We start from the raw sequence: 26,444 nt of genomic DNA on the forward strand, positions 1-26,444 counted from the left end.
CACTGATTTCCAGTATTCTCAGGGGGACAATTTGCTCTCTTCCAATCGTCAGGTTTGGCAGTTTGCCTTGCCAGTCATTGTTTCCAATATTACTGTTCCCCTGCTTGGCCTGGTTGACTCTGCCGTTCTTGGTCGCCTGCCGTCGCCTATTTACCTGGGAGCTGTGGCCGTAGGTGCCAGTCTGTTCAGTTTTATCTTCTGGGCTTTCGGTTTTCTGCGCATGGGAACCACTGGTCAGGTTTCCAGGGCTTATGGTCGTGGTGACGGCCAATCTTTGCGGGATATTCTGGTTCAGTCCCTGGCGATATCAGCAATACTGGGTGTTTTGTTGATTCTTCTTGCCGAACTAATACTGCATACAGCTCTGCCTTTCTTTAAACCGGGGCCGGACGTTGTTCCTGAAGTGGGTAATTATTTTCTAACCAGGATCTGGTCGGCACCAGCCACACTGGCCAATTATGCAGTTCTGGGCTGGCTGCTTGGGCGACAGGTGGCCCGTGCCCCCCTGATTCTTCTAATGTTTCAAAACGCCATCAATATTGCTTTAAACCTGTTCTTCGTAATCGGCTTAGGAATGGCTGTGAAAGGGGTGGCCCTGGCAACCGTAGTTGCAGAGTATGCCAGCCTGCTGCTGGGGCTGGTACTGTGCTCTCGCTATTTGAAGAGTATTGACGGGTTCATGCGTTTGAAGGAAGCGCTGCATCTGTCAAAAATCTCATCCCTGATGACGGTGAACCGACAGCTGTTCGTTCGCAATCTCTGCCTTCTGTTTACCATGTCCATGTTTACTGCCTGGGGAGCAAGGCAGGGGGATATTATTCTTGCCGCCAATGCGCTGCTGGTAAACTTTGTTATGCTGACGGCCAACGCACTGGATGGTTTTGCTTTTGCCGCTGAAGCTCTGATTGGAAAAGCGACAGGAGAAAATAATCCTCGTGTAGTTCGGGGAGTACTGAAGTCGACCCTGCAGTGTTCAGTGATTATGTCGCTGGGGCTGAGCCTGTGTTACTGGCTGTTTGGTGAGCCGGTTCTGTTTTGGTTAACGGATATTGAAGGCCTGGCTGCCACTGCGTTGATTTACCTGCCGTGGCTGGTGGTCATGCCAGTGTTGGGTGTGCTCTGTTTCTGGCTGGATGGTGTGTTTATTGGGCTTGGAAAAACCGCGTTGATGCAGCAGATTATGATGCTCTCAACCTTTGCTGTATTTGTGCCGGTCTGGTATCTGACCCGCTCAGCAGGCAATCATGGTCTGTGGTTTGCGTTTAGCCTGTTTACGCTGGCTCGAAGCTCTGGAATGTTTATGGCTTTTCTACCAGCTTACAAGCGTATCAGGGCAGAATGTACCAAAGATTAAGACCAGGCTCAGGATTCAGTGAGTCAGGATTGTGATCTGTTCTTCATGGTCCAGAAGAGGATCAATATGACTATGGAGTTTGCGGCGGTTATCGGAGCTGGCCCATTGGCTCCAGCACTGAAGGTTATCCCAGAGGCTGACGGTGACACGATGGCTGCTGTTCTCGATATCACGCAGGGTTTCGCTACCAAGAAATCCTGGGGTATTTTCAATCAGTGAAACCGTATCCCGCAGGCTCTGATCGTAATGTTGTTCGAGGCCTTCGGCTATCAAGCGGTCGATAATCACCTTGATCATGGGGGCAAGTCCTTATCAAAGTCTTTTTTTGAACGGATTAACCTATTACCCTGTTTATTTCGCCCGCTGCGAATGAAGTTTTAGAATTTAAGATCTGGCAGGTTATTTCATTTATGAGTTACACAATTTCCCGAACCCTTGATACATGCGGCCTGAACTGTCCTGAACCAGTGATGATGCTGCATAAGACCGTTCGAGAAATGGCCGTAGGCGATATTGTCGAGGTGATTGCTACTGACCCTTCGACCAGCCGCGATATTCCCAAGTTCTGTAACTTCCTGGAGCATGAACTGCTGGTGAATGAAGAGCGGGATGACCGGTTTTATTACCATATCCGCAAGGGTGAAGCGGCCTGATCAGGCCGCCTGAGCTGCTTTCTGAATTATTTATCAATCAGCTTTGAGAAGGCTTCTATAGCATCCGGATCGCCAGATTTGATTTTGTTGGCGATCACATGATGGAAGAAGTACTTGAAGCTGTTATCTTCCTGAGCCGGGTAGAGACACTCATCCCCCGGAAGAACCGGAGTGTTACCAATCTTCTCGTTGTCCGCGATCATGGCCTGAATAGCGCCATCATCATTCAGGCGCCAGCTGGTCACCTGATTCAGAGTGATAGTCTGGAATGCATTGCTGGACATCACCACATGGGTGCCGATGCAGTCCGGGATCTCCTGCATCACCTGGGCAACAGGTTTTTCCTTCTCTTTTACGCTTTTGGGGGGAGGTGGTTCATCATCCTTGAAATAAGTGGCTGCACCTTCCAGTTCAACAACCTTATGGACGGGAGGATCATAAAATAGACGCTCATGCTTGCTGTCGTAATAGCCTTCCCAATGACCGTTGAGCGGGTCATTCAGATTTTTTGCCGGAACAAGGCGGGTCAGCCAGGGCACCATGGCATCCACCTCACCATTTTGCCTCAGGGCCCAGCACAGAATCTTCATACTGAACATTTTGTCTTTGTTGGCATCATTGCTGTAGAGCATTTCCAGGCCATCAAGCTCCGGTGCTATGCGGATAATCTTGTTCGCTTCGGCATCCTTGACCTCGCGGCGGGTGAATATATCAACCACATTATTAGATTTTGCTGATGAGCTTTTCTTGTTGGAAGAGGATTTATCAACTTTTTTATCAGACATGCCACATCCTTGTGCACAATACAGCCATTAAGAAACTGATGAATCAACGTATCTTTTCAGTCTAGCCCGAACATTTCATAAACTTCCCCGAAATTTACGTAGGGCTTTGTGGCTCTAAGGGCTTTGGCGAAGAAGCGCCGTACCGGAGAGTACGGTCGACTGAGTCAAAGTTCTTAGAGCCACCAATAACAAGTAAAATCGGACGTATGTTTATGAAATGTTCGGGCTAGCCCTCAGTTTTTATATAGGCTGTTGAAAAAGCCCTTTCACCTGAAACAACTGTGAGTCGTTATCTGCTCCTTTGGTTCTTCCTTATCTGGGCGATATGACTAGTAGACTTGATTTCCCTCAAGGGTATCTTCGTGAGCCATACTTCAGAACAACCTGATACACATTCCACGCAGCCAGAAGGTTCTGGGGATGAAAAAAATTATCTGCTCTGGGCTGCTGGCTTTGTAACCGGACTGGCTCTTCTGCTGGTCCCGCTTTATTTTGATGCTCCCATTGGAATGTCCGATATGGCCTGGCGCTGCGCCGGTCTGGCAATGATGATGGCTGTCTGGTGGGCATTCGAGATTCTTCCTATAGCTGTCACAGCACTGCTTCCTCTGATTCTTGCACCTTTGCTGGGACTTGGTCGTCTGGACTCAGTGGCTGCTCCTTACGCCCATCCGGTGATCTATCTCTATTTGGGTGGTTTTATGCTGGGCCTGGCTATGGAACGCTGGGGGCTGCACCGCCGAATCGCGATAAAGGTCATGCTGCTGGTGGGAACGGGCGAGCAGAGGCTGGTTATCGGCTTTATGCTGGCAACGGCGCTGCTCAGTATGTGGGTCAGTAATACCGCTACTGCCGTAATGATGCTGCCAATTGGTGTGTCTGTTATCTATATGCTCCGTGAGGAGGGGCTGGGAAGTCGTGGTTTCTCTGCCGCCCTGCTGTTGGCGATAGCCTACGGCTCTTCAATTGGAGGAATGGCAACGCTGATCGGCACTCCGCCCAATGCGTTGATGGCTGCATTCCTTGAAGAACAGTACGATCTGAAAATCGGGTTTGCTGAATGGATGGCGATAGCATTGCCGGTTTCTGTTCTTATGCTGGCGATGACTGGCTGGTGGCTTAGCAGAGGTGGCTATTCACTGTCATCCGGGCAGAATGATCGTGTCCAACAGGAGCTGCAGAAAGAGTTGCAGGTGATGGGTGGAATGAGCAGGGGAGAGTGGCTGGTTGGTATTGTCTTTGTTCTGGCAGCTGCGGCCTGGCTGTTCCGGCCACTGCTCAGTTCCATGCTGCCGGGTATTCCGCTTTCCGATACCATGATCGCAGTTACCGCCGGTGTTATTCTGTTCCTTCTGCCGGTTAATATCCGTACTTTGACTTTTGTGATGAACTGGGATGCTACCAAAAGGCTGCCTTGGGGAGTGTTGATCCTGTTTGGCGGAGGCTTAAGCCTGGCTGCGATGATTCAGGGAACGGGGCTGGCCAGCTGGATTGCAGGGCAGTTTTCGGTCATACCCATGGGAACAGAGCTTCTAACCGTAATTCTTGCGGTGACGGTGATTATTTTCCTGACCGAAATTACCAGCAATGCTGCAACAACCGCAGCATTCCTGCCTCCGCTGGGTGCTCTTGCCATGTCTCTGGATATACCGCCCGCCCTGCTGGCAATTCCTGCAACTCTGGCAGCCAGCTGTGCCTTTATGCTGCCTGTTGCCACACCCCCTAATGCGATTGTCTTTGGTTCCGGCCAGATCAGTATTCGTCAGATGATTCGAAGTGGCATGATTCTGAATCTTGTTGGCATTGTAGTGATTGGCCTGCTGGCTTACTGGCTGGTTGGTGTGGTTCTGTTCTAAGAGGTCAAGCTAAGAGGCCCTTTTACCGCTTTGCGGTTAAATCGTTCCAGAAAATCAACGGTCGGGTTACATAGAACGGCAATAAAAAATGCCAGAAGAATGGGAATAACAATATCGCTCGCCAGTTTAAAACTGAGCAGGATAAGAATAATGGCCGCAATCGTAACGGAAGAGCGATGAACCGAAAATGATGGCTGAACTGGCATGGTAGAGCTGTGTGGTCAATTTGGTCCGGTAAGAATACCTGTCAGCATGCTTGCAACACAAAGGTTAAGAAAGCTAAATAAGCTCAGGGTTGAATTCAGATGGCTCTGGTAAATGGCCTTGTCGATAAAAATCAGTCAGCCTACAGATAAATGTGTTGGGTCTATCCAGTAGATTGCCAGCCAGGAACCTGCATGCCTGGTGATAAACAGCATTTTTGAACTCCTCACTGGTTCCGGCTGTCCCCGTGAGGTTATCGGCACTGACCCTGAAACGCAGGTTGCAGCAGGCTGAAAGCACCCATTCCAGAGCCTGAGGTTCTACTTCAACCCTTTCAAATTCCTTCTGCTGTTCAGCGGTTCGGCCATCCGGTCTGTACCAGTAACCGTAATCCTCCTGCTGGCGCCGCTGTTCACCGGCAATACACCAGTGGGCGATTTCATGCAGAGCACTGGAAAAATAGTCGCGGGTAAAGTAGATATAGGCGCACCTCTTCGAAGTAGCCGGGGTGTAAAGTGGCTCTTCGGCTCCTCCAACCAGGCGGGTCCGGTAACTCTGGTAGAAGCATTGATCAAAAATCCGGATCAGATCCTGGCAGTTATGCATAGATATATCGGTTATCTGAAATTGCTGAGAGGGTGGTCCGCATTATACCATCCGCTTCTAATTGAAGCTGGTTATGGAAACCGCAGGTTCTGATGAAAATAGTTGCAGACGAAAATATTCCCCTGCTTGAAACTTTTTTCCGGGATTTCCTGGGCGAAAACGGTGAGCTGTATACCTGTCACGGGCGCAATATGACGCCGGAAGATGTGGCCGATGCCGACATGCTTCTGGTGAGATCCATAACCCAGGTAAATGAAAAACTGCTTGCTGGAAGCCAGGTGCGTTTTGTCGCCACGGCCACAAGTGGCACTGATCATGTCGATAAAAAATGGTTAAAGAACAATAACATCGGCTTCTCTTCTGCGGCAGGATGTAATGCTGATGCCGTAGTGGATTATGTGCTGGCTGCTCTGGATAATATGACGGATGAACATGGTATCCAGCTTCAGGAACGTACGGTCGGTATTGTCGGATATGGCCAGGTTGGCAGCCGCCTGTATGACCGGCTGAAGGCTTTGGGAGTGACCTGCCTGGTCTGTGATCCGTTCAAGGAGGTGCCAGGTGGCGGCATCACCATGGATGATCTGGTGAACTGGTCTGATATTATTTCTTTCCACACTCCGCTGACAGATTCCGGCCCGCATCCAACTTTCCACATTCTTGACCAGGACCGATTACAGCGCCTTAGGCCAGGCACAATTCTGGTGAATGCCGGTCGTGGTGGTGTTGTTGACAATAACGCTTTGAAACAGCGTTTGCAGGAACAGAACGATATTATTGCGGTGCTGGATGTCTGGGAAGGTGAGCCGGAGCTTGATCCGGAGTTGCTGGATCTGGTTGCTATCGGTACTCCGCATATTGCCGGTTACAGTGTGGATGGCAAGGTGCGTGGTACAGCCATGATTTATCAGGCTGCCTGTAAATATTTTGGCCAACCTGAGACAATTCGCTTTCATGAAGTGGTACCTGCACCATCCCTGCGCAGCCTGACAATGAGCGAGGGAGTTTCCCCGCAAATTGCCGCCACTATGGCCTTGAAGGCTGTTTACGATATTCGCCGGGATGATCGGTGCCTGCGTCAGGCGGTTAGAAAACACCCGGATGCCATTGCCAGGGAGTTTGATCTTTTGCGACGCAATTATCCCAAGCGTCGTGAGTTTAGTACTCTGGAAGTGATCATGATAGATACTCATCCGGCCGCCAATGACCCTGTTGCCGGGCTTGGCTTTCGGATTACAGAATAATTACAGCGAGAAGCGAGAACTGCCGGTTAGCTTCCCGTTAGAGGAAGTGGCAGTTCTATTGAAACCGCTTCGTTAGAACAAAGGAACACTTGATGCAGCAGTTTTCCATCGGACTGATTATTAACCCACTGGCCGGTATTGGCGGCTCAGTTGGCCTGAAGGGCAGTGACGGTTCAGAGACAGTCACCAAGGCCCTGGCCATGGGGGCAACGCCTCGTGCAACAGACCGTACCCGCCAGGCTCTTATGAAACTGGTTCCCTATAAACACCTGATTGTATTCCATACCTGGCCGGGACCAATGGGGGCTGACCTGCTCCGCGAAATGGGTTTTCTGTTTCAGGTTCACGGCTTTCTTGGCGATGATCTGACCACTGCTGACGACACAGTCCATGCCGCCAAAATGTTTGCAGAAAGTGGCGTAGATCTGATTCTGTTTGCCGGTGGTGATGGTACGGCCCGCAATATCTGTGACTCTATTCCTGAATCTCAGCCGGTTCTGGGCATTCCTGCCGGGGTTAAGATCCACTCTGGTGTTTATGCGGTTACACCTTCTGCCGCAGGCGAAATTCTGTCCATGCTGGTGACTGGAGAACTGGTAGATATCCGTCCGAAAGAGGTGCGTGATATTGACGAATCAGCCTTCCGTGAAGGCCGGGTTCGTGCCCGCCACTATGGTGAGTTGCTGGTGCCGGAATCGGGCCGCTTCCTGCAGAATGTTAAGCAGGGTGGCCGCGAGGTTGAAGAACTGGTGCTGAATGATATTGCCGACGATCTGAAAGAGCAGCTGGACGATGATGTTCTGCTGGTGGCAGGTCCTGGTTCAACGACCAGAGGAATAATGGAGTGCCTGGGGCACGACAGTACACTTCTGGGGGTTGATCTCTTTGCAGAGGATAAACTGCTCGGTGGAGATGTTCGCGAACGGGATATTCTGGAAGCATTCGCCGGTCACACCGGTCCTGTTCGGGTCATGATTACCGCTATTGGCGGGCAGGGACATATTCTCGGCCGTGGTAACCAGCAACTCAGTCCAAAGGTGATTTCTGAAGTTCTGGAGCGTGAAGGGCGCGATGGTCTGATCGTTGTAGCGACCAAGAGCAAGCTGAAGGAGCTGGAAGGGCGACCTCTGCTGGTGGACTCAGGTGATCCTGAACTGGATAAGGTTCTCTCCGGAACGCTGAAGGTGATGACCGGTTACAGGGATGCCGTGCTCTATCCTGTGGCATCTGTCTAACCTTCGATTAAATAAAAACCTCTTATCCTCGCCCCCTCTTTCGTGAGGGGGTACCTATCTGTCTTGTTAGTACCCTCAAATTTCTTTGTTGAGAAAATGAACCTGTTCGTAGTCTAAGTCAGTGCGTCCATCAGCAGGCTTGTGGCTATGATCTGTCTTAATTGCTTTCTATGTAGAACAGGGGAGACTGCTCAAAATGAGCAGAATATTCCGCCTGATTTGAACTCTTCCTTATCATTCAGCAAACGTAACCCCTTGGGAAAAGGCCAGCATGCATCAGTGCTCAGAGGTACTTTTGCCGGAAGGAGGGTGGCAGTCAAAAGGTATAATAGTGAAACCGAAGAGTGGACAACGGAATCTGCCGTTTTCAGGAAACTTGGTGGGCAAACTCATACCAATATTGTTGAAACATTAGGTGTGGGAAAAGTTGGAACCTTGATCAAATCCAGAGTTTGCGTTCTACAGTTTTGCCCTAAATCACTTGAAGACAGTCTAAATGCGCAGGAACCTGTATCCATGCGTGACAGAGTTATGCAAATTGCCGGCATTGCAGATGGGGTCTGTTTCCTTCATCAAAATGAAATCCTCCATCTTGATATTAAACCGGCAAATATTCTTTTGGATACTCATGGGATACCTAAATTGTGCGATTTTTCGATATCTGCAGTACTGCCTTGTTATGATGACCAGTTGATATTTGGTGGGTGTTGTTTCTATCTAGCTCCTGAATTATCAGGGGGGAGAGAGGAACCATTACCTGACAATTATTTTTGTGAAATTGCTGATTCTTTTGGAATGGGGTTTGCTGCTTACTGTATTTGTAAAAACAATTGTGAATCAACTGCTATGTGGGACGAAAGGGTGATCTGGGCTTCTGGTAGAAATAAGCCTCAAAAACACTTAGTTTCGATCTTTGATTTTGAGCAGCACGCTGTGTCAGGGATATACCAGCACTTTTTGGGTGAAGAATCAGTTGATCTAAATGATGACCGTCGCAATCATTCGACCATGAGTGCTGAAGATAACGAGCTGTGTGGAAAGATAATGCATGATCTGGCTAAACCTGCTCTAAAGGTCAATCACCAAACCAGATTGAAGCCAACTGCATTCAGACAAAAAGCCCAGCGTCTGGCCAGACGCACGATGGTGACAACGTTGTAGAAGATCTGCAGCAGGCTGAAGATCTTCTACTTTGTTTGATGTGATTACAGGCTCTGCAAATGAGCAATCCGCTTCTCCAGGGGAGGGTGGCTCAGAAACAGTTCGGATATACCACGCTTACCACTGATACAGAATGCTGCAAGAGAACCTTCCATCTGTGGTTCCTGGCTGCCCTGCAAACGACGTAGAGCGGCAATCATCTTGTGACGGCCTGCCAGATTGGCACCGCCTTCGTCAGCCCGGAACTCACGCTGGCGTGAGAACCACATAACGATAATGCTGGCACCGATACCCAGAATGGCCTCCAGAACGAATACCACTCCCATATAGGCAAACATACCCAGGCCACCGCCTTCTTCATCATTGCGCAGGAAGTTATTAATCATCATGGCGATAGCACGGGCAATAAAGATAACGAAAGTATTTACCACGCCCTGAATCAGGGTCAGGGTCACCATATCGCCGTTGGCAACATGGGAGATCTCATGACCCAGCACGGCTTCTGCTTCATCCTGGCTCATATTGCGAAGCAGCCCTGTGCTGACGGCAACCAGAGCATTGTTGCGGCTTGGACCGGTCGCGAAAGCATTGACATCGGGAGCGTCATAGACGGCCACCTGGGGCATGGCGATACCGGCACTTTGAGCCTGACGGGAAACAGTTTCCATCAGCCAGTGTTCGGTCGCATTGCGGGGTTGCTCGATAACCTGGGCACCGGTTGATCTCAGGGCCATCCACTTGGATATAGCCAGAGAGATAAAGGCACCACCAAAGCCGAAGATCAGGGCGAAAACAAACAGGCCACTCATTCCCTGCGTGTTCAGCCCCAGCATTGGCAGTACGATACTGGTCACAATGCCCAGCACCAGCACAACCGCCAGGTTGGTTGCTACAAATAACAGAATACGCTTCATGGGAACAGGCACTCCTCACTGTTTTATTGGGTTAAGCCATTTATGGGGTTGTTATCTGGGCATTTCAATTGCCAAATTGTACCGAAATGTCGCAGGAGCTAACCCGTAAGTCAGCTCCTTATAAAGACTAGCGCTTTATCCGGTTAAGGAATTGCTCAAAACGGGATAAGGCTTCTTCCAGAATATCAACGCGGGGAAGGGTGACAATTCGGATATGATCCGGGTTTGGCCAGTTGAAACCAGAACCCTGAACCAGCAGGATTTTTTCCTGGCGCAGGAATTCCAGCACCATCTGCTCATCATCCTCAATGGCATAACGGTTCAGGTCAATTTTGGGGAACATATAGAGTGCTCCCTTGGGTTTGACACAGCTGACACCGGGAATGGCGGTCAGCATTTCCCAGGCTTTATCACGTTGCTCCAGCAACCTGCCGCCGGGCAGAACCAGATCATTAATACTCTGGTAACCACCCAGAGCCGTTTGAATGGCATATTGAGAGGGGACATTGGCACAGAGGCGCATGGAGGCCAGCATCAACAGTCCGTCCTGGTAATCCCGAGCGAGATGTTTGGCGCCACTGATAATCATCCAGCCGGAACGGAAACCAGCTGCACGCCATGATTTGGACAGGCCGTTAAAAGTCACACAGACGATATCTTCGGCCAGTGATCCCAGGGCAACATGTTCTACGCCGTCGTACAAAATCTTGTCATAGATTTCGTCGGCAAAAACAATCAGGCCGTGTTCCCGAGCCAATTCGACAATACCTTCAAGAATCTCTTTTGGATAAACTGCGCCTGTCGGGTTATTGGGGTTAATAACCACGATCCCTTTGGTTTTGCTGGTGATTTTACTGCGAATATCTTCCAGGTCAGGATACCAGTCAGACTGTTCATCTTTTATATAGTGGACAGGGCTGCCACCGGCGAGTGTTACTGCAGCAGTCCAAAGGGGATAATCCGGGGCTGGAACCAAGACTTCATCACCGTTGTTCAGCAAGCCCTGCATCGCCATCACAATCAGCTCACTGACACCGTTCCCGATATAGATATCATCAATCGTGACGTTGGGAATCTGACGCTGCTGGCAGTACTGCATAACAGCCTTTCGGGCGGAGAACAGGCCTTTGGAGTCACAGTAACCCTGTGATTGGGGAATGTTCAGGATCATATCCTGAACAATTTCTTCCGGTGCCTCAAAGCCAAATGCTGCTGGATTACCAATATTCAGTTTGAGAATTCTGTGGCCTTCTTCCTCAAGCTTTCGTGCTTCATGAACGATTGGGCCACGAATTTCATAACAAACATTGAGCAGCTTGGATGACTTCTGAATATCCTGCATTGTATTTATGACTGCCTTTTGTAGGGGCTTGCTGTCCAGGGGCATACGGCCACAATAGACGCTATTGCCCGAATTCTATCTATGTATTTCTATTGTGTAGGGTTGTCTGGATAATACACGGGATAGTGAGGGAGGAGATATATTTTTATGTCAGAAAACAGACGTTCAGATCAGGAGTGGCAGAAGCTTCTGACACCCGAGCAGTACAGAGTGTGTCGCGAGAAAGGAACTGAGCCTCCTTATAGTGGGAAGTATCTTGATCATAAGGAAGTGGGAACTTATCACTGCACTTGTTGCCAGAGCCCCCTGTTTATCTCAGATGCCAAGTTTGAAAGCGGTTGTGGCTGGCCCAGTTTTTGGGCTCCCTATTCAAAAGGTTCCATTGTCTATGAGGAAGACAGAAGCCTGGGAATGGCGAGAACAGAGATCATGTGTGCCAGTTGTGGTGCTCATCTCGGACATGTGTTTCCTGATGGTCCACAGCCTTCAGGGCTTAGATATTGTGTGAATTCAGTATCACTTGGTTTTTCCGATGATAGATCTTGATGGCACATAAAAGATTCTGCCTGTAGGGTTGGGCTAACCATCTTCATATCCTTCATCATCTGAATTGTCCCACCCTCCATCCTGGGGCTGAAAGCCCTGGTATCCGTTTTCATCGTATTCATCTAAATCATCTTCTTCTGGCAGGTAATGGCTGGGTGACTCATAGCCCTGATGCTCGTATGTGCTTGCCTGCAGAGAAAGAGTTATGGAAACGGTGGACAGAAAAAAAGAGAAAAAAAGGGAGGGAAGAGAGACTCCGGCTTTCATGACAAGACACTCATTGGATGGTCTTAGTAATTTGAAGTGGTTACTCGGTTTAAAGATAAAAACTGAGCCACTATCGTGACCCAGCTCTTCATCCTTTCCAGCTAACTGAGGGTCTAGTACTGGAGATGCCAGCACTAGACCTGGGTTATGTAATTAGGAAGAGGATGTACTTGTTGTTGCGGTTGATGTTGAAGCCACTGACGTAGCAGCCTCTGACTTTGGAGTATCTGATGTCGGAGAAGTCGCTGACGTAGGAGCACCTGATGTCGGAGAAGTCGCTGACGTAGGAGCACCTGATGTCGGAGAAGTCGCTGACGTTGGAGCATCTGATGTCGGAGGAGCCACTGACGTTGGAGCGTCTAATGTCGGAGGAGCCACTGACGTTGGAGCATCTGATGTCGGAGGAGCCACTGACGTTGGAGCATCTGATGTCGGAGGAGCCACTGACGTTGGAGCATCTGATGTCGGAGGAGCCGCTGACGTAGGAGCATCTGATGTCGGAGGAGTCGCTGACGTTGGAGTATCTGATGTCGGAGAAGTCGCTGACGTTGGAGGTACTATGGGAGTTGTATTTGTATTCGCAGTCGACGAAGTTGTCATTGTAGCAGCAGGAATGGAAGCGGTCGTTGTGGTTGGTGAGGACTGATTTCCTGGTGACTGTCTTGGCGTTACTATATATCCACCCACAGTCTGAGGCGGATGGCTAGATGCTGCTGTAGATACTACAGAACTTGCTGTTGTAGATTTTGACGGAGAGGCAGTACCGGTACCCGTGGTCGCTGGGGGCGGAGTAGTATCTGCCGCACTAACTGGAGGTATAGGCGGAGTGGTATCTGCTGGTGCACCACCGCCAGGACCAGGAGGTGTTGGAGGTGTTGCCCCTGGTGCAGGGGTTACTGGAGTGGCCGGAGCTGCCGGCGGAGTTACTGGTTTGGCTTTGTTAAAGACATTAAATGTCAGTGTATGGAGTACATTCCTTGCAAGGTCGCTGATACCGCTAACATAGTCGCCAGAGCGGGTAATCTTGATGTGCTTATCCGCATGCAGATCTTTAACACGCTGCAGATTTTCTTTATTGATATCACCTTTGTTCTGAGCGGCGACATTCAATACTTCAATAGCAGCAAGCCTGGAGCCGGATTCACTGACAAGCTTGGCATTGAACACCTTATCATCAAGCGTTGTAACTTCACTGGAAAGAGTATTTTTCTCAGTTGATATACGGGCATGGTCGGTTTGGATTGTTCTCAGTGCAGTGCGTTGTGCAGCAAAGCCATTGAAGGCATTAACGGCCTCCTTCACTTTATCTTCTGCAGAGTTCAGGCTGTTATCTATAGTCTGTTTTTGTGTTGCTCTATCTGCATCAGGGAGAGTTTTGGCTTCGAGATCTTTATACTTGGTTTCGAAACCTTTCACTGCAGCAAGCTGGGCATCTGTCAGGCCAAGGCCATTCCTCTGGGTATCATAGTCCTGGTTTGCTTGCTTATGGGCTGCTTCGGCCTGCTCAAACTCCCCAGTCTTCGTTTTAAGCTCAGTATCCTTAGCTGCCAGTTCACCTGTTTTTTGATCAAGGTTGACCTTGAGATCATTATAAGCTTTATAAGGTTGAGGATCTTTGGTCTCAAACTCTTTCCGTGCCGTTTCAGTCGCAGCTCCCCACTCTTCATCGGTTGGAGCCAGTTGATCGAGGTCTTTTAATTTATCGAAAGTGGGATAATCGGGTGCTTCTGAATAACGGACGCTCTTGGCCAGATCCTCACTCAGTTCCGTATTACGGGCTTTCATAAGGTTGCTGGTCATCCAGCTGTAGGCCATCCCCTTGGTAAAGGTGAAGAAGATTTTTTCTGCACCGTAGTAAGGCTGCCAGGCAAGGTGGTCTTCCAGACTGTCCAGAGATTTCTGCTTGATGCTCTCGGCAGAAACGTCTGTATTGATGGTGATTAATGGCAGGTCAATACGCTGACTCCAGTAATCATCAAAGAAGAAGAAGCCTTTGTCTCCCAGAGAAACAACCGTGTGGTGAATTGATTGCTTGGGTTTGGCAGGAAGGCCGAAGTTCACCGTATCGTCAATAGTGATGTTTTCCGGCGTTGCTGCGGTGTGCATCTGTTCTTCGAAAGTGTATCCATAGTCACGGGCAGTTGGTTGATCGACGGCCCACTTCACCAGTTCTGGTACAGTTTCCAGAATCATGTCTGAGAAAGGTGTGATCATGGACTTTCCATAGCCCATTAGCTCATTCAGGTACTTCACAACAGTGTACTGACTGTCATTATATACCCCCTGCAAAATGCTGCGATCTACGGCATCGGTTACCCAGATTTTGTCATTACTGGATCCGAAACTTGCAGGGAAGCGAATCAGGGGACCTGGCTGGTGCTTGAAGTAGGGGCGAACGTAGAGAACCAGCTTTCCCCCCTTACGCTGGTCACCCAGAATGGCCGGGTAGAAACGAAGACGGGTAAGTTCTGTCTCTCTGGAAAGGCTATCAAGATCGACAAGTGCCTTTTCCAGCCGCCCTTTCGGAGTAGTGTAAGGTGTGGCCTGATGTACGAAGTCAAGGTCAAGGTATGCACTGTTAGGGCGGCCAGGATCATCTGCAGAGCTTGAGGTAATCAAGGTAAGGGCGAAATGCTCATTCAGCGAAGGCTTGGCAAATGCAATGCCTGCATAACCTACCTGATGCATAACGTGTTGCCTCAGGGTATCAATACCGGATGGCAACAGAGTTGGGGCATAGGCAAGCAGTCTGCGTAACATCCAGAATGATTTGCTGGATGAGCTTTCAGATGACATCAGCAGGTCAATGTTGGAAGCAAATAGACGCCACATTAACTCGGGGTTGCTGTTTGTTGTTGAAAGGTCTCCCACTGCTTCACCCAGTCGCCATGCGAGGTTGGCAAAAGGCAAACCGCTTTCTTTGGTGAGTCTCTGGTATTGAAGACCAAACTGCTTGGTCAGTACGTAGAGGGCGACAGTCGATGCAACAGGGGCAATCTCTCCTGAGAGGGCTTCCCATGTCCGCCCAGCCATTGTGTATGGCTGTGAACTCAGGGAGTTCCATTTGTAACCGGGAAGCCAGCTCCATTCAGGGTGCTTTTTAACACGGTCTTGCAGCTCTGGATGGCTGATAAAGGAATCGTTTGGTTTTTGAGCTCCACCAAAGGTAGTGAGCATATCCTCCATCGTGCTCGTGGCCACAGCGGGTGACGCTGCAGCCATTATACCTGCGGATAATAGTAATCGACTGGAATCGAACCTGGGGCTCTGAGTAGCTGGCATGTTTTTTCCTCTGCTGTACACCTGGCAGGCCTTGTTCTAATAAGTAGTGGGTTGGAAAGCTAAGGGGTATATCTAGCAGGGGAATGTTGGCTTGCAAGTTCGGGTATAAAAAAAGCTGAAATGGCGATGTTTTATACACTAATTGCTATAAGGTGGGGCTTAAGGTGAGGTTATTTGTAATTAAAGGCGGTTTTTTTTATACGATAGCTGTCTGCTAGTAGTGTGCGTAGCCGTTAACAAGGAGTCTTGGAAATATAGATGATTTGGTATGAGAAGGTGGCGAGTTAGAAGGAAGAAGATAACAAAGGTAAAAGGCGGGCAGGATTGTTACATCCTACCCGGGGGAGATCAGGCTACAGCGGCTTCTTCTTTCTTCTCATAGAAAGAGATGCCTTCAACTTCGTTGGTAATCCAGGTGCCGGCTTCACCGGTAACGATCTTTTCAACATCGTACAGGCTGCCGATAGCGGCAAAACGACCACCCTTTTCTACGAACTGAGCACAGGAATCGATCTTTGGACCCATGGAGCCGGCAGGGAAGTCCAGCTCGCCAATGCCCTGAACAGAAGCCTTGTGGATTTTTTTCTGATCTGGCTGGCCGAAGTTTACGCATACAGCGGCAACGTCCGTCATGATAACCAGTGCATCAGCACCCATCTGCTCAGCCAGCAGAGCTGCAGTCAGATCCTTGTCAACCACGGCTTCAACGCCTTCCAGCTTGCCATCTTCCAGCTTGCGAACTGGAACACCGCCACCGCCGGAACAGATAACCAGGGCACCCATTTCAGACAGTTTCTTAACCATCTCTACTTCAATAATACTCTTGGGCAGAGGAGAAGGCACTACGCGACGGAAGTATTCGCCGTCAGCCTTGATGCTCCAGTTCTTTTCAGCAGCCAGGGCTTCAGCTTCTTCCTTGCCGTAAACAGGGCCAACAAACTTGGTTGGATCCTGGAAAGCAGGGTCGTTGTTGTCAACCAGCGTCTGGGTAACCATGGTGGCGATCTGTGCACCAGGCATCTGGTTGTACAGTTCCTGCTCCATCATGTAACCGATCATACCGGCAGTTTCAGCGCCCAGAACATCCAGGGGGTAAGGAGAAACCTTGTCGTAAGCTGCGTTCTGCAGAGCCAGCAGGCCAACCTGTGGGCCATTACCGTGAGTCAGGATAACTTCGTGGTCCTTGGCAACACGGGCAATCACTTCAGCAGCCTTACGGATGTTTTCACGTTGAATAGCAGCTTCCAGAGGTTGTCCACGTTGCAGCATGGCGTTGCCGCCCAGAGCGATGACGATGCGCATCTCGGTATTCCTTGAAACAGTTATGTTGGTTCTGAACGCCCTAACTCAAGGGGTATCCTTGCCTGAAGGACGCAAATATGAGGAGTAAAGAAACTTCTCCGAATAGTGTGTCCATGATATGACCATGCCATTTTCAGGGAATAAGTAGATTCTCTTAATTGCTATTAATTTTTCTTATCAATGCCTTGATTGAAAAAGTTCATAGCTACAATGGCTAAAACTGGCGACATAATGGAGAAAAAAATACGTCGGGTGGGTTATTTGGGAAAGGGCATGATGTGAGATAAAAAAGCAGGGTGAGAAAGACGATTTTTATCAGATTAGTAAGTGTTTTCGCCCATTTGCATAAACTGCAGATGAGCAAGGCTATAGTTAGTAAATTCTAAGGTTCATGGATGAGTCTGGTTATGTCTATTAATCCCCCTCAGGGTTCAGCTTCAGGAGCGCGATCTCCGGTAACATCTGAAAAGACTAAAAACTTACCTCTGCCACTAAAACATAAAGGTGAAAAGGCTGGCAAAACTGTTCAACATAAAGATAGTGATGAAGGAGGGTATTTTTCATCAGATGATGAATCTCTGATGGTTTCAAAAGGGAGGCTGAAATCCAGAAGTATCAGCGAGGTTGGCAAGACCGAAGAAGTTGAAGTTTTAGAAAAGCCAAAAAAATCTCTTAAAGATTGCTTAGTCATGTCTAAGGTTATTCAGAATAATCTTAGACTGGTTGAAAATAAGTTTTGCCAGACCAGCCCCTTGACTGAATTTTCCCATCCATCATGGTTTTCTGAAAAAGATCCGATCCGTCACATTCGTTTCTACTTGCAGCATGCAAGTGGGCGAGATGATGGATTGACGGCCCGGGTGATGTATCAAGCCAGACAGGTCGAACAAGACTTACATTATTGGCTGAAAAATTTTCCGGATAGTGATGAAGCTCGTCAGGATTTGGAAAAAGCTTTTGAAGTTCTTGCCGCCATGCAAGTACTTGGAGGTAAAGAGGAGGCTGCCCGGGAGACCTTGACTAAGGGTATAAGAAAGATCAGTGAGAAAGGGGCTCCCAACTTAATAACGGCTAAGAAAGCGTTGAAGCTTCCGGAAGAATGTCTGGTGTCAGATGACGCCGTCAAGGTTGAGAAGAGAGCGATCGATTCCTGTCTGGTTGATCACGCCCTGCTGATTGATCAGTTACAGGAGTCTGTAGATCACTGTATGAAGCTTGGTAACCGTCGAAAGAGGCGTTTGGTCAGAGCTGCGCCAATGCAGTGTGCCCGTTTCTATGTCAGGGAAGCTGAAAAGTATGATGGAGAGATGTTGAGACCTTTGCGGCTCTGGGGGCGGCAGCTTGGGCAAGACTTGATGCAGTGGGTTTCGATTGTCGAGTCACGGGACCCTGCTTATCGGGATGAGTCCAGGTCATTGGTCGGAGCTCTGGCACTATGCCAGGCCCTGCAAGGAAGGAACGATCTGGCCAGAAAAACCTATGAGTGGGGGCAAAGCCTTCTGGATGGTGTGTACTACACAACGTTTATTGATGAACTAGATCTGGATGATAAAGATTTGTAATTTGTTCTGTTTAAATAAAAAAAGACCGGCAATATGCCGGTCTTTTTTTGAACATGCACTGATTAAGCAGCTACCACAGAGGCAATGTGCTGATCACGCAGTTCCTGAACCTTAACGACGTACTCTTTGTACTCGTTAGACTCGTAGTGAGCGTAGTTCAGGTTCTTGAACAGACCGGTCAGCTTCATGAAGAATTCACGGGCTTCGGTCTTGTCTGCAAAGCTCAGCTCGTTGTTGGCGATGCTGGCAATCAGATCGAAGCAGAAACGCTGGCGTTCCATTGGGCAGGCTGAGTCGATCTTGTCGAACGCGTCCTGCTGCAGGTAAACCATGTCCAGGAACAGGGCTTTCTGGAAGGTTACGTAGTCGTTCAGGGTAACACCTTCTTCACCGGTTACCTGCATCATCTGGTTGATGCTTTCACCAGTGGAGATCAGCTTCTGCATGCCCTTCACTTCGTCGACCCAGGTCTCAGAGATATTCTCTTTGTACCATGGAGCCAGCTGATCCAGGTAACGGGACCAGGAGATCAGCGGATCTACCGCAGGGAAGAAACGCTTGTAAGCACGGTCGTATGACAGACCCAGGAAGCACTTCACAGTCGCCAGTGTGGACTGAGTCACTGGCTCTTCGAAGTTACCACCGGCCGGAGATACGGTACCGATCATGGTCATGGAACCACTTTCGCCGTCTTCGTTGGTGATGACACCTGCACGCTCGTACAGACCCTTGATCGCGGAGTCGATGTACGCTGGGAAACCTTCTTCACCTGGAATCTCTTCCAAACGGTTGGAGGTTTCACGCATCGCCTGTGCCCAGCGGGAGGTGGAGTCAGCCAGCAGCAGAACGTTGTAACCCATCTGACGGTAGTACTCACCCAGAGTCATACCGGTGTAGATGGACGCCTCTCGTGCCGCAACAGGCATGGAGGAGGTGTTACAGATGATGGTGGTACGATCCATCAGAGTACCGGAGCCGGTCGGGTCAGACAGCTGCGGGAATTCAGTGATGGTTTCTACAACCTCACCAGCACGCTCACCACATGCGATAACGATTACGATATCAACAGATGCGTACTTGGACAGGGTGTGCTGCATTACAGTCTTACCGGCGCCGAATGGGCCAGGGATGCAGCCAGTACCCCCACGGGCGATCGGGAAGAAGGTGTCAACCAGGCGCTGCTGGGTAATCAGTGGCTCAGACGGGAACTGACGTTCGGTCTTGCCGTTCTTGCCCAGAGTTTCGGCGATGGACTGCTTAACAGGCCAGCGCTGAATCATGTTGAGCTCGATTTCCTTGCCCTGTTCATCGCGAACACGTGCAATCACGGTATCAACAGTGAAAGTGCCTTCCTGGATCCACTCAATGGATACAGCGCCTTTCTGGAAGAAGGGAACCATGATCTTGTGAGTGAAGCGACCTTCCTGAACGGTACCCAGAGTTTCACCGGCGCGCAGCTTGTCGCCAACGCGGGCAGTGGCAACGAAGGACCACTCTTTAGAACGATCCAGTGCGTCAACCTGTACACCACGCTTCAGGAAAGTGCCGTGGATCTGGGCCAGACGTTCCAGCGGGTTCTGCAGACCGTCGAAGATCTGGGACAGGCAGCCAGGGCCGAGTTCGACAGACAGCAGTTCGCCAGTCTGGAAAACTTCATCACCAACACCAACGCCGCTGGTGTCTTCGAATACCTGGATGTCTGCACTGCGGCCGTTAACACGCAGTACTTCGGACATCAGCAGTTCCTGAGTGCCTTCAGCGTTTTCAGTGCGGCTGGGGCTCACATAAACCACTTCGTTCTTTACCAGGCGAACGTCATCGCTGCCAGCCTGGATGGTGAGGATATCACCGTTAACCGCGACCACATTGGCCGTGGCTTGCTTTTCGATATTTGTACTCATAAACCTGTAATCCTCGCCACTGCTCTTTACGCTTCTGGGCCGGTTGGCAGCTGGTCACGGAATTCGCCCAGGCTGGTTTCAACCAGACTGCGGAAGCGGACACGGGCCTTCTCGGTGTCGTAGGCCGTCCAGCGTGCCACAAGGTTCCAGCGCAGTACGTAAATGACTACGGCTTCGAAATCGTGGCTATGCTTCATGGCCATATGGCTCAGGTGATCCCAGACAGCCTGAAGCAGAATTTTTTCCAGTGCGATGCACTCGCCATTGCGCAGACATTCCACAACTTTGGGAATCCAGGGGAATGCACTGCCCAGTCCCAGTGTTGCGGAACCCCAATGGTTACGAATGTATTCGTAACGGGAGCCATAGCTCCACTTGGGCTCGGTTGGAGCTGGCTGTCCCGCATGCTTGCGACGCAGGGCTGCAACGATGGTGCGCATATCCAGGCGCCAGTCGATCAGATCGTTCAGGGCCTGGCTGTCGAGTTCGGCACGGGTTCTTTCTGCCTGATGGATCAGGGCTTTCTCTTCGACTTCGTCGTCCAGTTGATCCCAGTGCAGCAGGCTCTCGATCTTGACCAGTCGCTGCTGGTCTGCGGTGCTGAGCATGGACAGTCGCTTGTCCAGCTGGAAGCGGGAGATCGGAGTGATTCTGCTGTTAAACAGGGAATCAATGTGGGGCAGCGAAGTCAGTAAGGTGTAGTAGGCATTTTCTGCCATGACTTGCTCCGTACATGTGACCTGGAAACCCAGTTGAACTGGCTTTCCCCATAACAGGCGTAAGCCTTCTCATGGCTGTTTGCAGTTACAAACGACGGAAATACGTTGACCGTGTTCCGTCGCTTGCCGGATGCAATGGCAACCCTTATCCGGTAACGGTTGCTAGTTGATAACGCCTTCCAGCAGAACCCGGAAACGGGGCTGCAGGTGGCTCAGCAGCATAGTGCTGACAGCGTTATCATCCAGTTCCACCTCAATGTTTTTGTCGTTCAGACGGAAGGTGATGCCAGACTTCTGCTCTTCACTGACAGAGAAGGTCACGCCGTCCATCAGCATTTCCTGACCGTTACGGGCAGCAAAGTAAGCCAGAGTACCTTCTTTCTGATCTTCAGGGTTGTTGCGCAGGTCTTCAACGCCAACAATCTTGGCAGGCAGAACAACTTCAACATTGCTCTCGCCTTTTAGACTGTTGCGGCCGGCAACTTCCAGAATCATCTGCTTCAGGATGCCCTGGTCGGACATTTCCTTGGACACGGCTTCCTGAATACGCTCGGAGAATTTCTCCAGCAGGTAGCTCTTCATGTCCAGAACAGCGTTGCGACCAGCCAGCTGCAGAGACTCTTCACCAGACTTGATGGTGAATTCTGCATCTTTCTTGGCCTTGGCAGTAATAGCTGCGGCTTCCTTGCGGGCTTGTGCAACAATCTCGGCAGCTTCCTGGCGAGCGTTCTCCAGAAGACGCTCACCTTCGGTGCGGCCAGAGCTAACGCCCTGGGTGCGCAGTTTCTCAATCAGCTCCTGAACGCCGACAGAGATTTGATCGTTGGATACGGTCATCAATCTCTCCTTTACATTTCTTATCTAAAGAATGCGGTTTCTTTGCTTCTGCAATAAGTTTCAGCAACATGGCAACCGCATTCCCAGCTCAAAGCTTTTAATAAACTCAAGGCTGTCAGCGATTAGACGATTGCCTGACCCAGTACCAGAGCGAATACGAAGGCGAATACCGCGAAGCCTTCTACGATCGCAGCTGGAGCGATGGACAGACCGAAAACTTCAGGCTTGTTCTTAGAAGCGTTAATGGACGCTGCAACAGCCTGACCCTGGTAGATGGCGGAGTACATCAGAGCAACACCGGTCAGCAGACCGATACCGAACAGGCCGGCGCTGGTTGCTTCGGATACACCCAGAGCGGACAGGGTGAACATGATTACGATACCGTAGATAACCTGAGAAGAAGGCATCGCGGATACACCGACGAACTTACCGTAACCGGATTCAACATCCAGCATTGCACCACAGGCAGCTTGACCGGCTACAGAGCAGCCAATTGCAGAACCGACAGCCCCGAGAGCAACAGGTGCGAATACGCCTACCCAGCCCAGTGCGATGATCAGTTGTTCCATTTTCAGTCCTCTTGTTTACGAAACGCTTTGAACGGGTAGCCTTCGTCAGACATACCCCAGTTAACAAATTCAATGACATTGAGACGCATGCCGTGTACCACGCCACTCATGATGCAGAGTGCGAAGTTCAGGACGTGTCCCAGCAGCAAAATAATTCCCGCGAACAGAACACCGGTAACGGGGCTGCTGTTCAAGGCGTCATGAGCCAGGCTGTTGAAGGTCATGGCCAGGGATGCACCGGACAGGCCAAGTGCGAACAGACGCATGTAGCTCAGGATGTCGCCGAAGGCACCGGTGACGTTATAAACGCCTTTCAGGCCATCGAGAATCCGGAGAGCAAAAGAGCCTGCGGAGGTGATCTTGCGTTCACTGGTGAACAGGAAGATCAGGACCGCGCCGGCAATCATTACTCCAGGAGCAACAACATCTGCCAGAGACGCAGGAATGTAACCGGTTTTAGCGAGATACATGCCCAGGCCACCGGTCATCAGAACTGCCCAGCCCAGCGGGGCATAAGCGGTACTTCTTGAACGGTTTATCCAGAAGCTCATCAGGTTGGCGATCACCAGGTGACCGACACCGATAGCAATGGACAGAGCCATCATTGCGTCGTAGTTGTTCAGATCGACAAAGGCGAGCTTGCCGAGGAAGGTATCCTCACCCGGGGCAACACCAAAGTAACTGCCAATCATCACACCCCATGCCACACCCAGGGCGGACATGAAATAACCCATGTTCATCAGTCGGCGACCAGGAACACTGGTACCCAGCTTGCCACGGTTCATGAAGATGATGCCGGCAAACATTGCACAGTAAGCCGCGTCACTCATGATCATGGCGAAGAACAGGGAGAAGGAGTAAAACACCATGCCGCCCGGATCCCATGCGCGATAGCTGGGAACCTGGAAGAAGCTGAATGCTTCACTACCACCACCGGTAGAGTCAGGGCTGTCGAGCAGCGTCGGAGGAGTATCCTCGTCAGTCGGCTCTTCAATCGTTACAGCAGCTGGCAGGTCGGCGACGAAACTGCGGACTTCGCTTTCCTTGTCAGCAGGCATCCAACCGGATACCAGGAAGAACTGGTCATCTTCCAAAGCGCCCTTGCAGGCGTCGGACAGAGCCTTTTCATCTTCAAAGCGGGCAACGGCCTGGGAGATGATGTAGATCCAGCGAGTCAGACTTTCACGCTCACCCTGCTTGTCTTCCAGTGTCATCTCGGCTTTTTCCAGCATCTCTTCCAGCTCGGTAAGAGAGTGCTGACCCACATGAGAACGCTTCACCGGCAGCAGCTCGGCTTCAGGTTCTTCAGTCGCCAGAACAACGACGTAACAGTCTTTCTGGTCCTTGTGTACGATCTCCCAGGGCAGGTCCAGAGCTTCAACAGCTTCCATCTCCTGCTGGGGTACAACGTAAAACCAGAGTCGTACATCCGCCATCTCGGTAAGATCCGGGAAGGAGAAATCACCCCAGGGGCGCACTTCCTGGATACGCTTGACCAGTGCATCGCGCTGGTCAGCGGCCTGACGGTGTTCCTGCTTGTTTTCCAGAACTGCGGAAACAATGCTATCAGCGGTCAGCTCGCCGGTAGAGCGGGCTTCGCGACGCTTGTTGGGGCAGCTGGACAACCAGCTCAGGGCTTCTTTGGCGGATTGCGGTTCGGTCAGCTCACTGTCACCGTTCTGGGCTTCGCCCAGGGGAATCAGGTGCATGCAGCCGAGATCCTGCATTCCGCGCATCAGCGATTTCTTTTCGCTGGACAGCCCGTAGAGCGTAATTTTCTTGAGTGCTTTTATACTCATCCGCTCATCCTCTCTCTGCTGCCGCAGCAGCTGCGGCAGCATCCATCTTGGATTTCGAGATCTTGGCGTTAACAACGCCGGCCCGATCCTGGTCGGACAGGAAGATCTTGATCTTCGCGATGTTCTGCCTGGTTTGAGGGATCAGCACCTTGGAGAACAGGTTGACGCGCTGTGACGTGGTCTTGGTCGCGGCACTGATTTCCTTGTAACGCAGTTCACGAACCTGACGCTCGATATGCAGTTCAGTCATTTCCTTCAGCTTTTCAACCAGGAAGTCCACCCAGTGGGGACGAACCAGGAAGCTGTAAGGAGTGACTTCAACGTCAACCCGTTCCAGCATGGGAACGGTGGTGCCAACAATGTTCTGTTCACCCAGAACGATATTGGTCACCTTTACCAGATCTTCCAGTACGATATCTTCGCAGGCCAGCATCGGAAGCTGGGCGGCGATATCGCCTTCGATCTGCTCAATACGGAGTTTTGCTTCCTCAAGAGCCTTCTCGGCTTTTTTACGTTCAGCCATCAGCTGCAGGCGCTTCAGTTCCAGCGCGGGCAGATACTGGTTAAACGTCTTGAGACTGCGCTTCTCCTTATTGAGCGAACTTTTGTTCAGCGCAATTTTGCCGGCCATGGTTTAGGCCTCCGTGCTTTCTCTGGCGCTCTGGGCAGTAGCTGCCTCAGCATTCACCTGAGCCTTGTGAGGCCAGTACTTCTCAACCAGGCTCTGCTTCATCAGCGTTTCTTCAGGGTTGAAGCACTTGGCCAGGGTTTCCCAGCTCAGATCCAGAGCGTCTTCCAGGCTCATGGCTACGTCCAGCTTCATGAAGTGTTCACGGAACAGGTCGGCGAACTGGATGGTCTTCAGGTCGTAGTCAGACAGTTCGAATGCCATGGCCTGCTTCTGCTTAGCGTTCATACCTTCGGAGTAGAAGCGGATCATGGTGTTCATGATCTGGCTGTGATCTTCGCGGGTCTCTTTACCGATAACCATCTGCTTCAGACGGGACAGAGAACCGAACGGATCAATGACGCCGTCGTGCAGGTAGAACTGACCTTCGGTGATGTAACCGGTGTTATCTGGAACAGGGTGGGTTACGTCGTTACCTGGCATGGTGGTTACGGCCAGAATGGTTACGGAACCGGCGCCCTTGTAGTCGGCAGCTTTTTCGTAACGCTTGGCCAGCTGGGAGTAGAGGTCACCCATATAGCCACGGTTGGCAGGAATCTTGTCCATTGCCACACCGATTTCCTTCATCGCGTCAGCGTAGGAGGTCATATCGGTCAGCAGTACCAGTACCTTCTTGCCTTCTTCTACCGCAAAGTGTTCTGCAGTCGCCAGGGCCAGATCAGGAATCATCAGACGTTCTACAGTCGGGTCAGATGCCTGGTTGGAGTACATGATGGTACGGGAAGATACGCCAGCTTCTTCGAAAGCAGTCTTGAAGAAGTGGTAGTCATCGAAGATCAGACCCATGCCGCCGAATACTACAACGTCAGCTTCAGCCTGGATCGCGATACGGGCCAGGAACTGGTTGTAGGGTTCGCCGGATACGGAGAAGATCGGAATCTTCTGGGATTCAACCAAGGTGTTGAATACATCGATCATAGGTACGTTAGTACGTACCATGCGGGATGCCAGAACACGCTGGGCTGGGTTTACGGAAGGTCCGTCGATAACAACTTTGGGGTCCTGATCGAGAGCGGGGCCGCCATCGATAGTTTCACCCGCACCATTGAAGATACGGCCCAGGATGTTAGGGGAGTAGGTTGCCTGCATTGGCTCACCCAGGAAGCAGACAGCTGCTTCGGTGGACAGACCCTTGGTGCCGGCAAAAACCTGCAGGGATACTTCGTGGCGGTTCAGCTTGATGATCTGTGCGAGGGAGTAGGGCTGTCCGTCCTGCTCGATCAGCGCCAGGTCACCATTGCGGGCCTGAGATTGGGCACCATCCAGATTGGGTACTTCCACCCGGATGATGTCTCCCACAATACTGAGTATATTGGTGTAGCGTAAAAGGCTCTGGGACATAGTTGTTTCCTGTCCTTACAACGGAGTTGCGGAATAATCAAACACACCGTTTATATCGGGCGTATATCCACAAATGCACATCCATACGCATGACTTTGCTGTAATTGTTTATTAGAGGTAATTCGCTTGGTCAGTAAAAAAACGACCGTTGATACACTGTTGAACGTGAACGGGTGTTTGCGAAACCTGTGAAAAACCTTTCAGCTGCTGAAGCTTTGGTTGTGCACTTGTGGATAAACCCCGACAGATTTGGGGTTTGTTATTACTACTCCGGGTT

Annotated in this window: 24 protein-coding genes; 8 read left to right on the forward strand and 16 right to left on the reverse strand. The window is 50.6% G+C overall.

Going from position 1 to position 26,444, the window contains the following annotated elements:
- Window positions 1–31: 31 nt before the first annotated feature.
- Window positions 32–1,354 (forward strand): MATE family efflux transporter, encoded by a 1,323-nt coding sequence (locus M3P05_RS13910; protein ID WP_249700353.1) that lies wholly within the window; start codon window positions 32–34, stop codon window positions 1,352–1,354.
- 15 nt (window positions 1,355–1,369) lie between these two features.
- Here M3P05_RS13910 and M3P05_RS13915 read toward each other — a convergent pair whose 3' ends face one another.
- Window positions 1,370–1,651 (reverse strand): antibiotic biosynthesis monooxygenase family protein, encoded by a 282-nt coding sequence (locus M3P05_RS13915; RefSeq protein WP_249700354.1) that lies wholly within the window; start codon window positions 1,649–1,651, stop codon window positions 1,370–1,372.
- 113 nt (window positions 1,652–1,764) lie between these two features.
- On the opposite strand from M3P05_RS13915, the gene tusA reads away from it, so the two are divergent.
- The gene (gene tusA, locus M3P05_RS13920; protein ID WP_249700356.1) at window positions 1,765–2,007 is read left to right on the forward strand and encodes a sulfurtransferase TusA; all 243 of its coding nucleotides are present in this window, start codon (window positions 1,765–1,767) and stop codon (window positions 2,005–2,007) included.
- A 26-nt stretch (window positions 2,008–2,033) separates the two neighbouring features.
- On the opposite strand, the gene M3P05_RS13925 is transcribed toward tusA, so the two are convergent.
- On the reverse strand, window positions 2,034–2,792 hold the full coding sequence (locus M3P05_RS13925) for a hypothetical protein (RefSeq protein ID WP_249700357.1): 759 nt from the start codon (window positions 2,790–2,792) through the stop codon (window positions 2,034–2,036).
- A 362-nt stretch (window positions 2,793–3,154) separates the two neighbouring features.
- Here M3P05_RS13925 and M3P05_RS13930 point away from each other — a divergent pair, with 362 nt between their 5' ends.
- Window positions 3,155–4,648, forward strand: coding sequence for an SLC13 family permease (locus M3P05_RS13930; RefSeq protein WP_249700358.1), 1,494 nt, complete (start codon window positions 3,155–3,157; stop codon window positions 4,646–4,648).
- On the opposite strand, the gene M3P05_RS13935 is transcribed toward M3P05_RS13930, so the two are convergent.
- Window positions 4,645–4,854 (reverse strand): hypothetical protein, encoded by a 210-nt coding sequence (locus M3P05_RS13935; RefSeq protein WP_249700359.1) that lies wholly within the window; start codon window positions 4,852–4,854, stop codon window positions 4,645–4,647. The genes M3P05_RS13930 and M3P05_RS13935 overlap by 4 nt on opposite strands.
- Window positions 4,855–4,927: 73 nt before the next feature.
- Complete coding sequence (locus M3P05_RS13940) at window positions 4,928–5,458, reverse strand: elongation factor P hydroxylase (RefSeq protein ID WP_249700360.1); 531 nt, start codon at window positions 5,456–5,458, stop codon at window positions 4,928–4,930.
- Between the two features lie 92 nt (window positions 5,459–5,550).
- Here M3P05_RS13940 and pdxB point away from each other — a divergent pair, with 92 nt between their 5' ends.
- The 3 genes from pdxB to M3P05_RS13955 all read left to right on the forward strand — a co-directional run bounded on the left by pdxB (window position 5,551) and on the right by M3P05_RS13955 (window position 9,098).
- Window positions 5,551–6,702: a 4-phosphoerythronate dehydrogenase PdxB gene (gene pdxB, locus M3P05_RS13945; protein WP_249700361.1), complete on the forward strand. Its 1,152-nt coding sequence runs from the start codon at window positions 5,551–5,553 to the stop codon at window positions 6,700–6,702.
- Between the two features lie 92 nt (window positions 6,703–6,794).
- Window positions 6,795–7,937, forward strand: a complete 1,143-nt coding sequence (locus tag M3P05_RS13950) for an ATP-NAD kinase family protein (RefSeq protein ID WP_249700362.1) — start codon at window positions 6,795–6,797, stop codon at window positions 7,935–7,937.
- A gap of 147 nt (window positions 7,938–8,084) precedes the next feature.
- The gene (locus M3P05_RS13955) at window positions 8,085–9,098 is read left to right on the forward strand and encodes a protein kinase domain-containing protein (RefSeq protein ID WP_249700364.1); all 1,014 of its coding nucleotides are present in this window, start codon (window positions 8,085–8,087) and stop codon (window positions 9,096–9,098) included.
- A gap of 44 nt (window positions 9,099–9,142) precedes the next feature.
- Here M3P05_RS13955 and htpX read toward each other — a convergent pair whose 3' ends face one another.
- Both htpX and M3P05_RS13965 read right to left on the reverse strand, forming a co-directional pair.
- The gene (gene htpX / locus M3P05_RS13960; RefSeq protein ID WP_249700365.1) at window positions 9,143–10,012 is read right to left on the reverse strand and encodes a protease HtpX; all 870 of its coding nucleotides are present in this window, start codon (window positions 10,010–10,012) and stop codon (window positions 9,143–9,145) included.
- Window positions 10,013–10,139: 127 nt separating this feature from the next.
- A complete protein-coding gene (locus M3P05_RS13965) occupies window positions 10,140–11,354 on the reverse strand; it encodes a pyridoxal phosphate-dependent aminotransferase (protein WP_249700366.1) in 1,215 nt (404 codons plus the stop codon).
- A gap of 147 nt (window positions 11,355–11,501) precedes the next feature.
- On the opposite strand from M3P05_RS13965, the gene msrB reads away from it, so the two are divergent.
- A complete protein-coding gene (gene msrB / locus M3P05_RS13970; RefSeq protein ID WP_249700367.1) occupies window positions 11,502–11,900 on the forward strand; it encodes a peptide-methionine (R)-S-oxide reductase MsrB in 399 nt (132 codons plus the stop codon).
- Between the two features lie 33 nt (window positions 11,901–11,933).
- Here the strand turns inward: msrB and M3P05_RS13975 are convergent, their stop codons facing one another.
- The 3 genes from M3P05_RS13975 to arcC all read right to left on the reverse strand — a co-directional run bounded on the left by M3P05_RS13975 (window position 11,934) and on the right by arcC (window position 16,751).
- Window positions 11,934–12,167: a hypothetical protein gene (locus M3P05_RS13975; protein ID WP_249700368.1), complete on the reverse strand. Its 234-nt coding sequence runs from the start codon at window positions 12,165–12,167 to the stop codon at window positions 11,934–11,936.
- A gap of 153 nt (window positions 12,168–12,320) precedes the next feature.
- Window positions 12,321–15,389: a hypothetical protein gene (locus M3P05_RS13980; protein WP_249700369.1), complete on the reverse strand. Its 3,069-nt coding sequence runs from the start codon at window positions 15,387–15,389 to the stop codon at window positions 12,321–12,323.
- 408 nt (window positions 15,390–15,797) lie between these two features.
- Complete coding sequence (gene arcC, locus M3P05_RS13985) at window positions 15,798–16,751, reverse strand: carbamate kinase (RefSeq protein ID WP_249700370.1); 954 nt, start codon at window positions 16,749–16,751, stop codon at window positions 15,798–15,800.
- A gap of 407 nt (window positions 16,752–17,158) precedes the next feature.
- Between arcC and M3P05_RS13990 the strand changes: the two genes are divergently transcribed.
- On the forward strand, window positions 17,159–18,313 hold the full coding sequence (locus M3P05_RS13990) for a hypothetical protein (protein ID WP_249700371.1): 1,155 nt from the start codon (window positions 17,159–17,161) through the stop codon (window positions 18,311–18,313).
- Window positions 18,314–18,375: 62 nt separating this feature from the next.
- Here M3P05_RS13990 and M3P05_RS13995 read toward each other — a convergent pair whose 3' ends face one another.
- From M3P05_RS13995 to M3P05_RS14025, 7 genes are all read right to left on the reverse strand, one after another.
- Entirely contained in the window at window positions 18,376–20,214 is a 1,839-nt protein-coding gene (locus tag M3P05_RS13995; protein WP_249700372.1) for a V-type ATP synthase subunit A, read from the reverse strand.
- Between the two features lie 26 nt (window positions 20,215–20,240).
- Window positions 20,241–20,933, reverse strand: a complete 693-nt coding sequence (locus M3P05_RS14000) for a DUF2764 family protein (RefSeq protein WP_249700373.1) — start codon at window positions 20,931–20,933, stop codon at window positions 20,241–20,243.
- Between the two features lie 162 nt (window positions 20,934–21,095).
- Complete coding sequence (locus M3P05_RS14005; protein WP_249700374.1) at window positions 21,096–21,770, reverse strand: hypothetical protein; 675 nt, start codon at window positions 21,768–21,770, stop codon at window positions 21,096–21,098.
- Between the two features lie 122 nt (window positions 21,771–21,892).
- A complete protein-coding gene (locus M3P05_RS14010; RefSeq protein ID WP_249700376.1) occupies window positions 21,893–22,339 on the reverse strand; it encodes an ATP synthase subunit C in 447 nt (148 codons plus the stop codon).
- 2 nt (window positions 22,340–22,341) lie between these two features.
- Window positions 22,342–24,138, reverse strand: a complete 1,797-nt coding sequence (locus M3P05_RS14015) for a V-type ATP synthase subunit I (RefSeq protein ID WP_249700377.1) — start codon at window positions 24,136–24,138, stop codon at window positions 22,342–22,344.
- Window positions 24,139–24,142: 4 nt separating this feature from the next.
- Window positions 24,143–24,769 (reverse strand): V-type ATP synthase subunit D, encoded by a 627-nt coding sequence (locus M3P05_RS14020; RefSeq protein WP_249700378.1) that lies wholly within the window; start codon window positions 24,767–24,769, stop codon window positions 24,143–24,145.
- A gap of 3 nt (window positions 24,770–24,772) precedes the next feature.
- Complete coding sequence (locus M3P05_RS14025) at window positions 24,773–26,167, reverse strand: V-type ATP synthase subunit B (RefSeq protein WP_249700379.1); 1,395 nt, start codon at window positions 26,165–26,167, stop codon at window positions 24,773–24,775.
- Window positions 26,168–26,444: the final 277 nt, after the last annotated feature.

It is taken from the genome of Parendozoicomonas callyspongiae, from assembly GCF_023502345.1.
GTDB lineage: Bacteria > Pseudomonadota > Gammaproteobacteria > Pseudomonadales > Endozoicomonadaceae > Sansalvadorimonas > Sansalvadorimonas callyspongiae.

What these genes read in the sequence shown, in the direction of transcription:
- M3P05_RS13915 (WP_249700354.1), bottom strand. Translation starts at nt 1,651, where the DNA reads ATGATCAAGGTGATTATCGACCGCTTGATAGCCGAAGGCCTCGAACAA.
- msrB (WP_249700367.1), top strand. Translation starts at nt 11,502, where the DNA reads ATGTCAGAAAACAGACGTTCAGATCAGGAGTGGCAGAAGCTTCTGACA.
- M3P05_RS13935 (WP_249700359.1), bottom strand. Translation starts at nt 4,854, where the DNA reads ATGCCAGTTCAGCCATCATTTTCGGTTCATCGCTCTTCCGTTACGATT.
- M3P05_RS14005 (WP_249700374.1), bottom strand. Translation starts at nt 21,770, where the DNA reads ATGACCGTATCCAACGATCAAATCTCTGTCGGCGTTCAGGAGCTGATT.
- M3P05_RS14025 (WP_249700379.1), bottom strand. Translation starts at nt 26,167, where the DNA reads ATGTCCCAGAGCCTTTTACGCTACACCAATATACTCAGTATTGTGGGA.
- tusA (WP_249700356.1), top strand. Translation starts at nt 1,765, where the DNA reads ATGAGTTACACAATTTCCCGAACCCTTGATACATGCGGCCTGAACTGT.
- M3P05_RS13990 (WP_249700371.1), top strand. Translation starts at nt 17,159, where the DNA reads ATGTCTATTAATCCCCCTCAGGGTTCAGCTTCAGGAGCGCGATCTCCG.
- M3P05_RS13925 (WP_249700357.1), bottom strand. Translation starts at nt 2,792, where the DNA reads ATGTCTGATAAAAAAGTTGATAAATCCTCTTCCAACAAGAAAAGCTCA.
- pdxB (WP_249700361.1), top strand. Translation starts at nt 5,551, where the DNA reads ATGAAAATAGTTGCAGACGAAAATATTCCCCTGCTTGAAACTTTTTTC.
- M3P05_RS13975 (WP_249700368.1), bottom strand. Translation starts at nt 12,167, where the DNA reads ATGAAAGCCGGAGTCTCTCTTCCCTCCCTTTTTTTCTCTTTTTTTCTG.
- M3P05_RS14015 (WP_249700377.1), bottom strand. Translation starts at nt 24,138, where the DNA reads ATGAGTATAAAAGCACTCAAGAAAATTACGCTCTACGGGCTGTCCAGC.
- M3P05_RS13955 (WP_249700364.1), top strand. Translation starts at nt 8,085, where the DNA reads ATGATCTGTCTTAATTGCTTTCTATGTAGAACAGGGGAGACTGCTCAA.
- M3P05_RS13965 (WP_249700366.1), bottom strand. Translation starts at nt 11,354, where the DNA reads ATGCAGGATATTCAGAAGTCATCCAAGCTGCTCAATGTTTGTTATGAA.
- M3P05_RS13940 (WP_249700360.1), bottom strand. Translation starts at nt 5,458, where the DNA reads ATGCATAACTGCCAGGATCTGATCCGGATTTTTGATCAATGCTTCTAC.
- M3P05_RS14010 (WP_249700376.1), bottom strand. Translation starts at nt 22,339, where the DNA reads ATGGAACAACTGATCATCGCACTGGGCTGGGTAGGCGTATTCGCACCT.
- htpX (WP_249700365.1), bottom strand. Translation starts at nt 10,012, where the DNA reads ATGAAGCGTATTCTGTTATTTGTAGCAACCAACCTGGCGGTTGTGCTG.
- arcC (WP_249700370.1), bottom strand. Translation starts at nt 16,751, where the DNA reads ATGCGCATCGTCATCGCTCTGGGCGGCAACGCCATGCTGCAACGTGGA.
- M3P05_RS13950 (WP_249700362.1), top strand. Translation starts at nt 6,795, where the DNA reads ATGCAGCAGTTTTCCATCGGACTGATTATTAACCCACTGGCCGGTATT.
- M3P05_RS14020 (WP_249700378.1), bottom strand. Translation starts at nt 24,769, where the DNA reads ATGGCCGGCAAAATTGCGCTGAACAAAAGTTCGCTCAATAAGGAGAAG.
- M3P05_RS14000 (WP_249700373.1), bottom strand. Translation starts at nt 20,933, where the DNA reads ATGGCAGAAAATGCCTACTACACCTTACTGACTTCGCTGCCCCACATT.
- M3P05_RS13995 (WP_249700372.1), bottom strand. Translation starts at nt 20,214, where the DNA reads ATGAGTACAAATATCGAAAAGCAAGCCACGGCCAATGTGGTCGCGGTT.
- M3P05_RS13980 (WP_249700369.1), bottom strand. Translation starts at nt 15,389, where the DNA reads ATGGCTGCAGCGTCACCCGCTGTGGCCACGAGCACGATGGAGGATATG.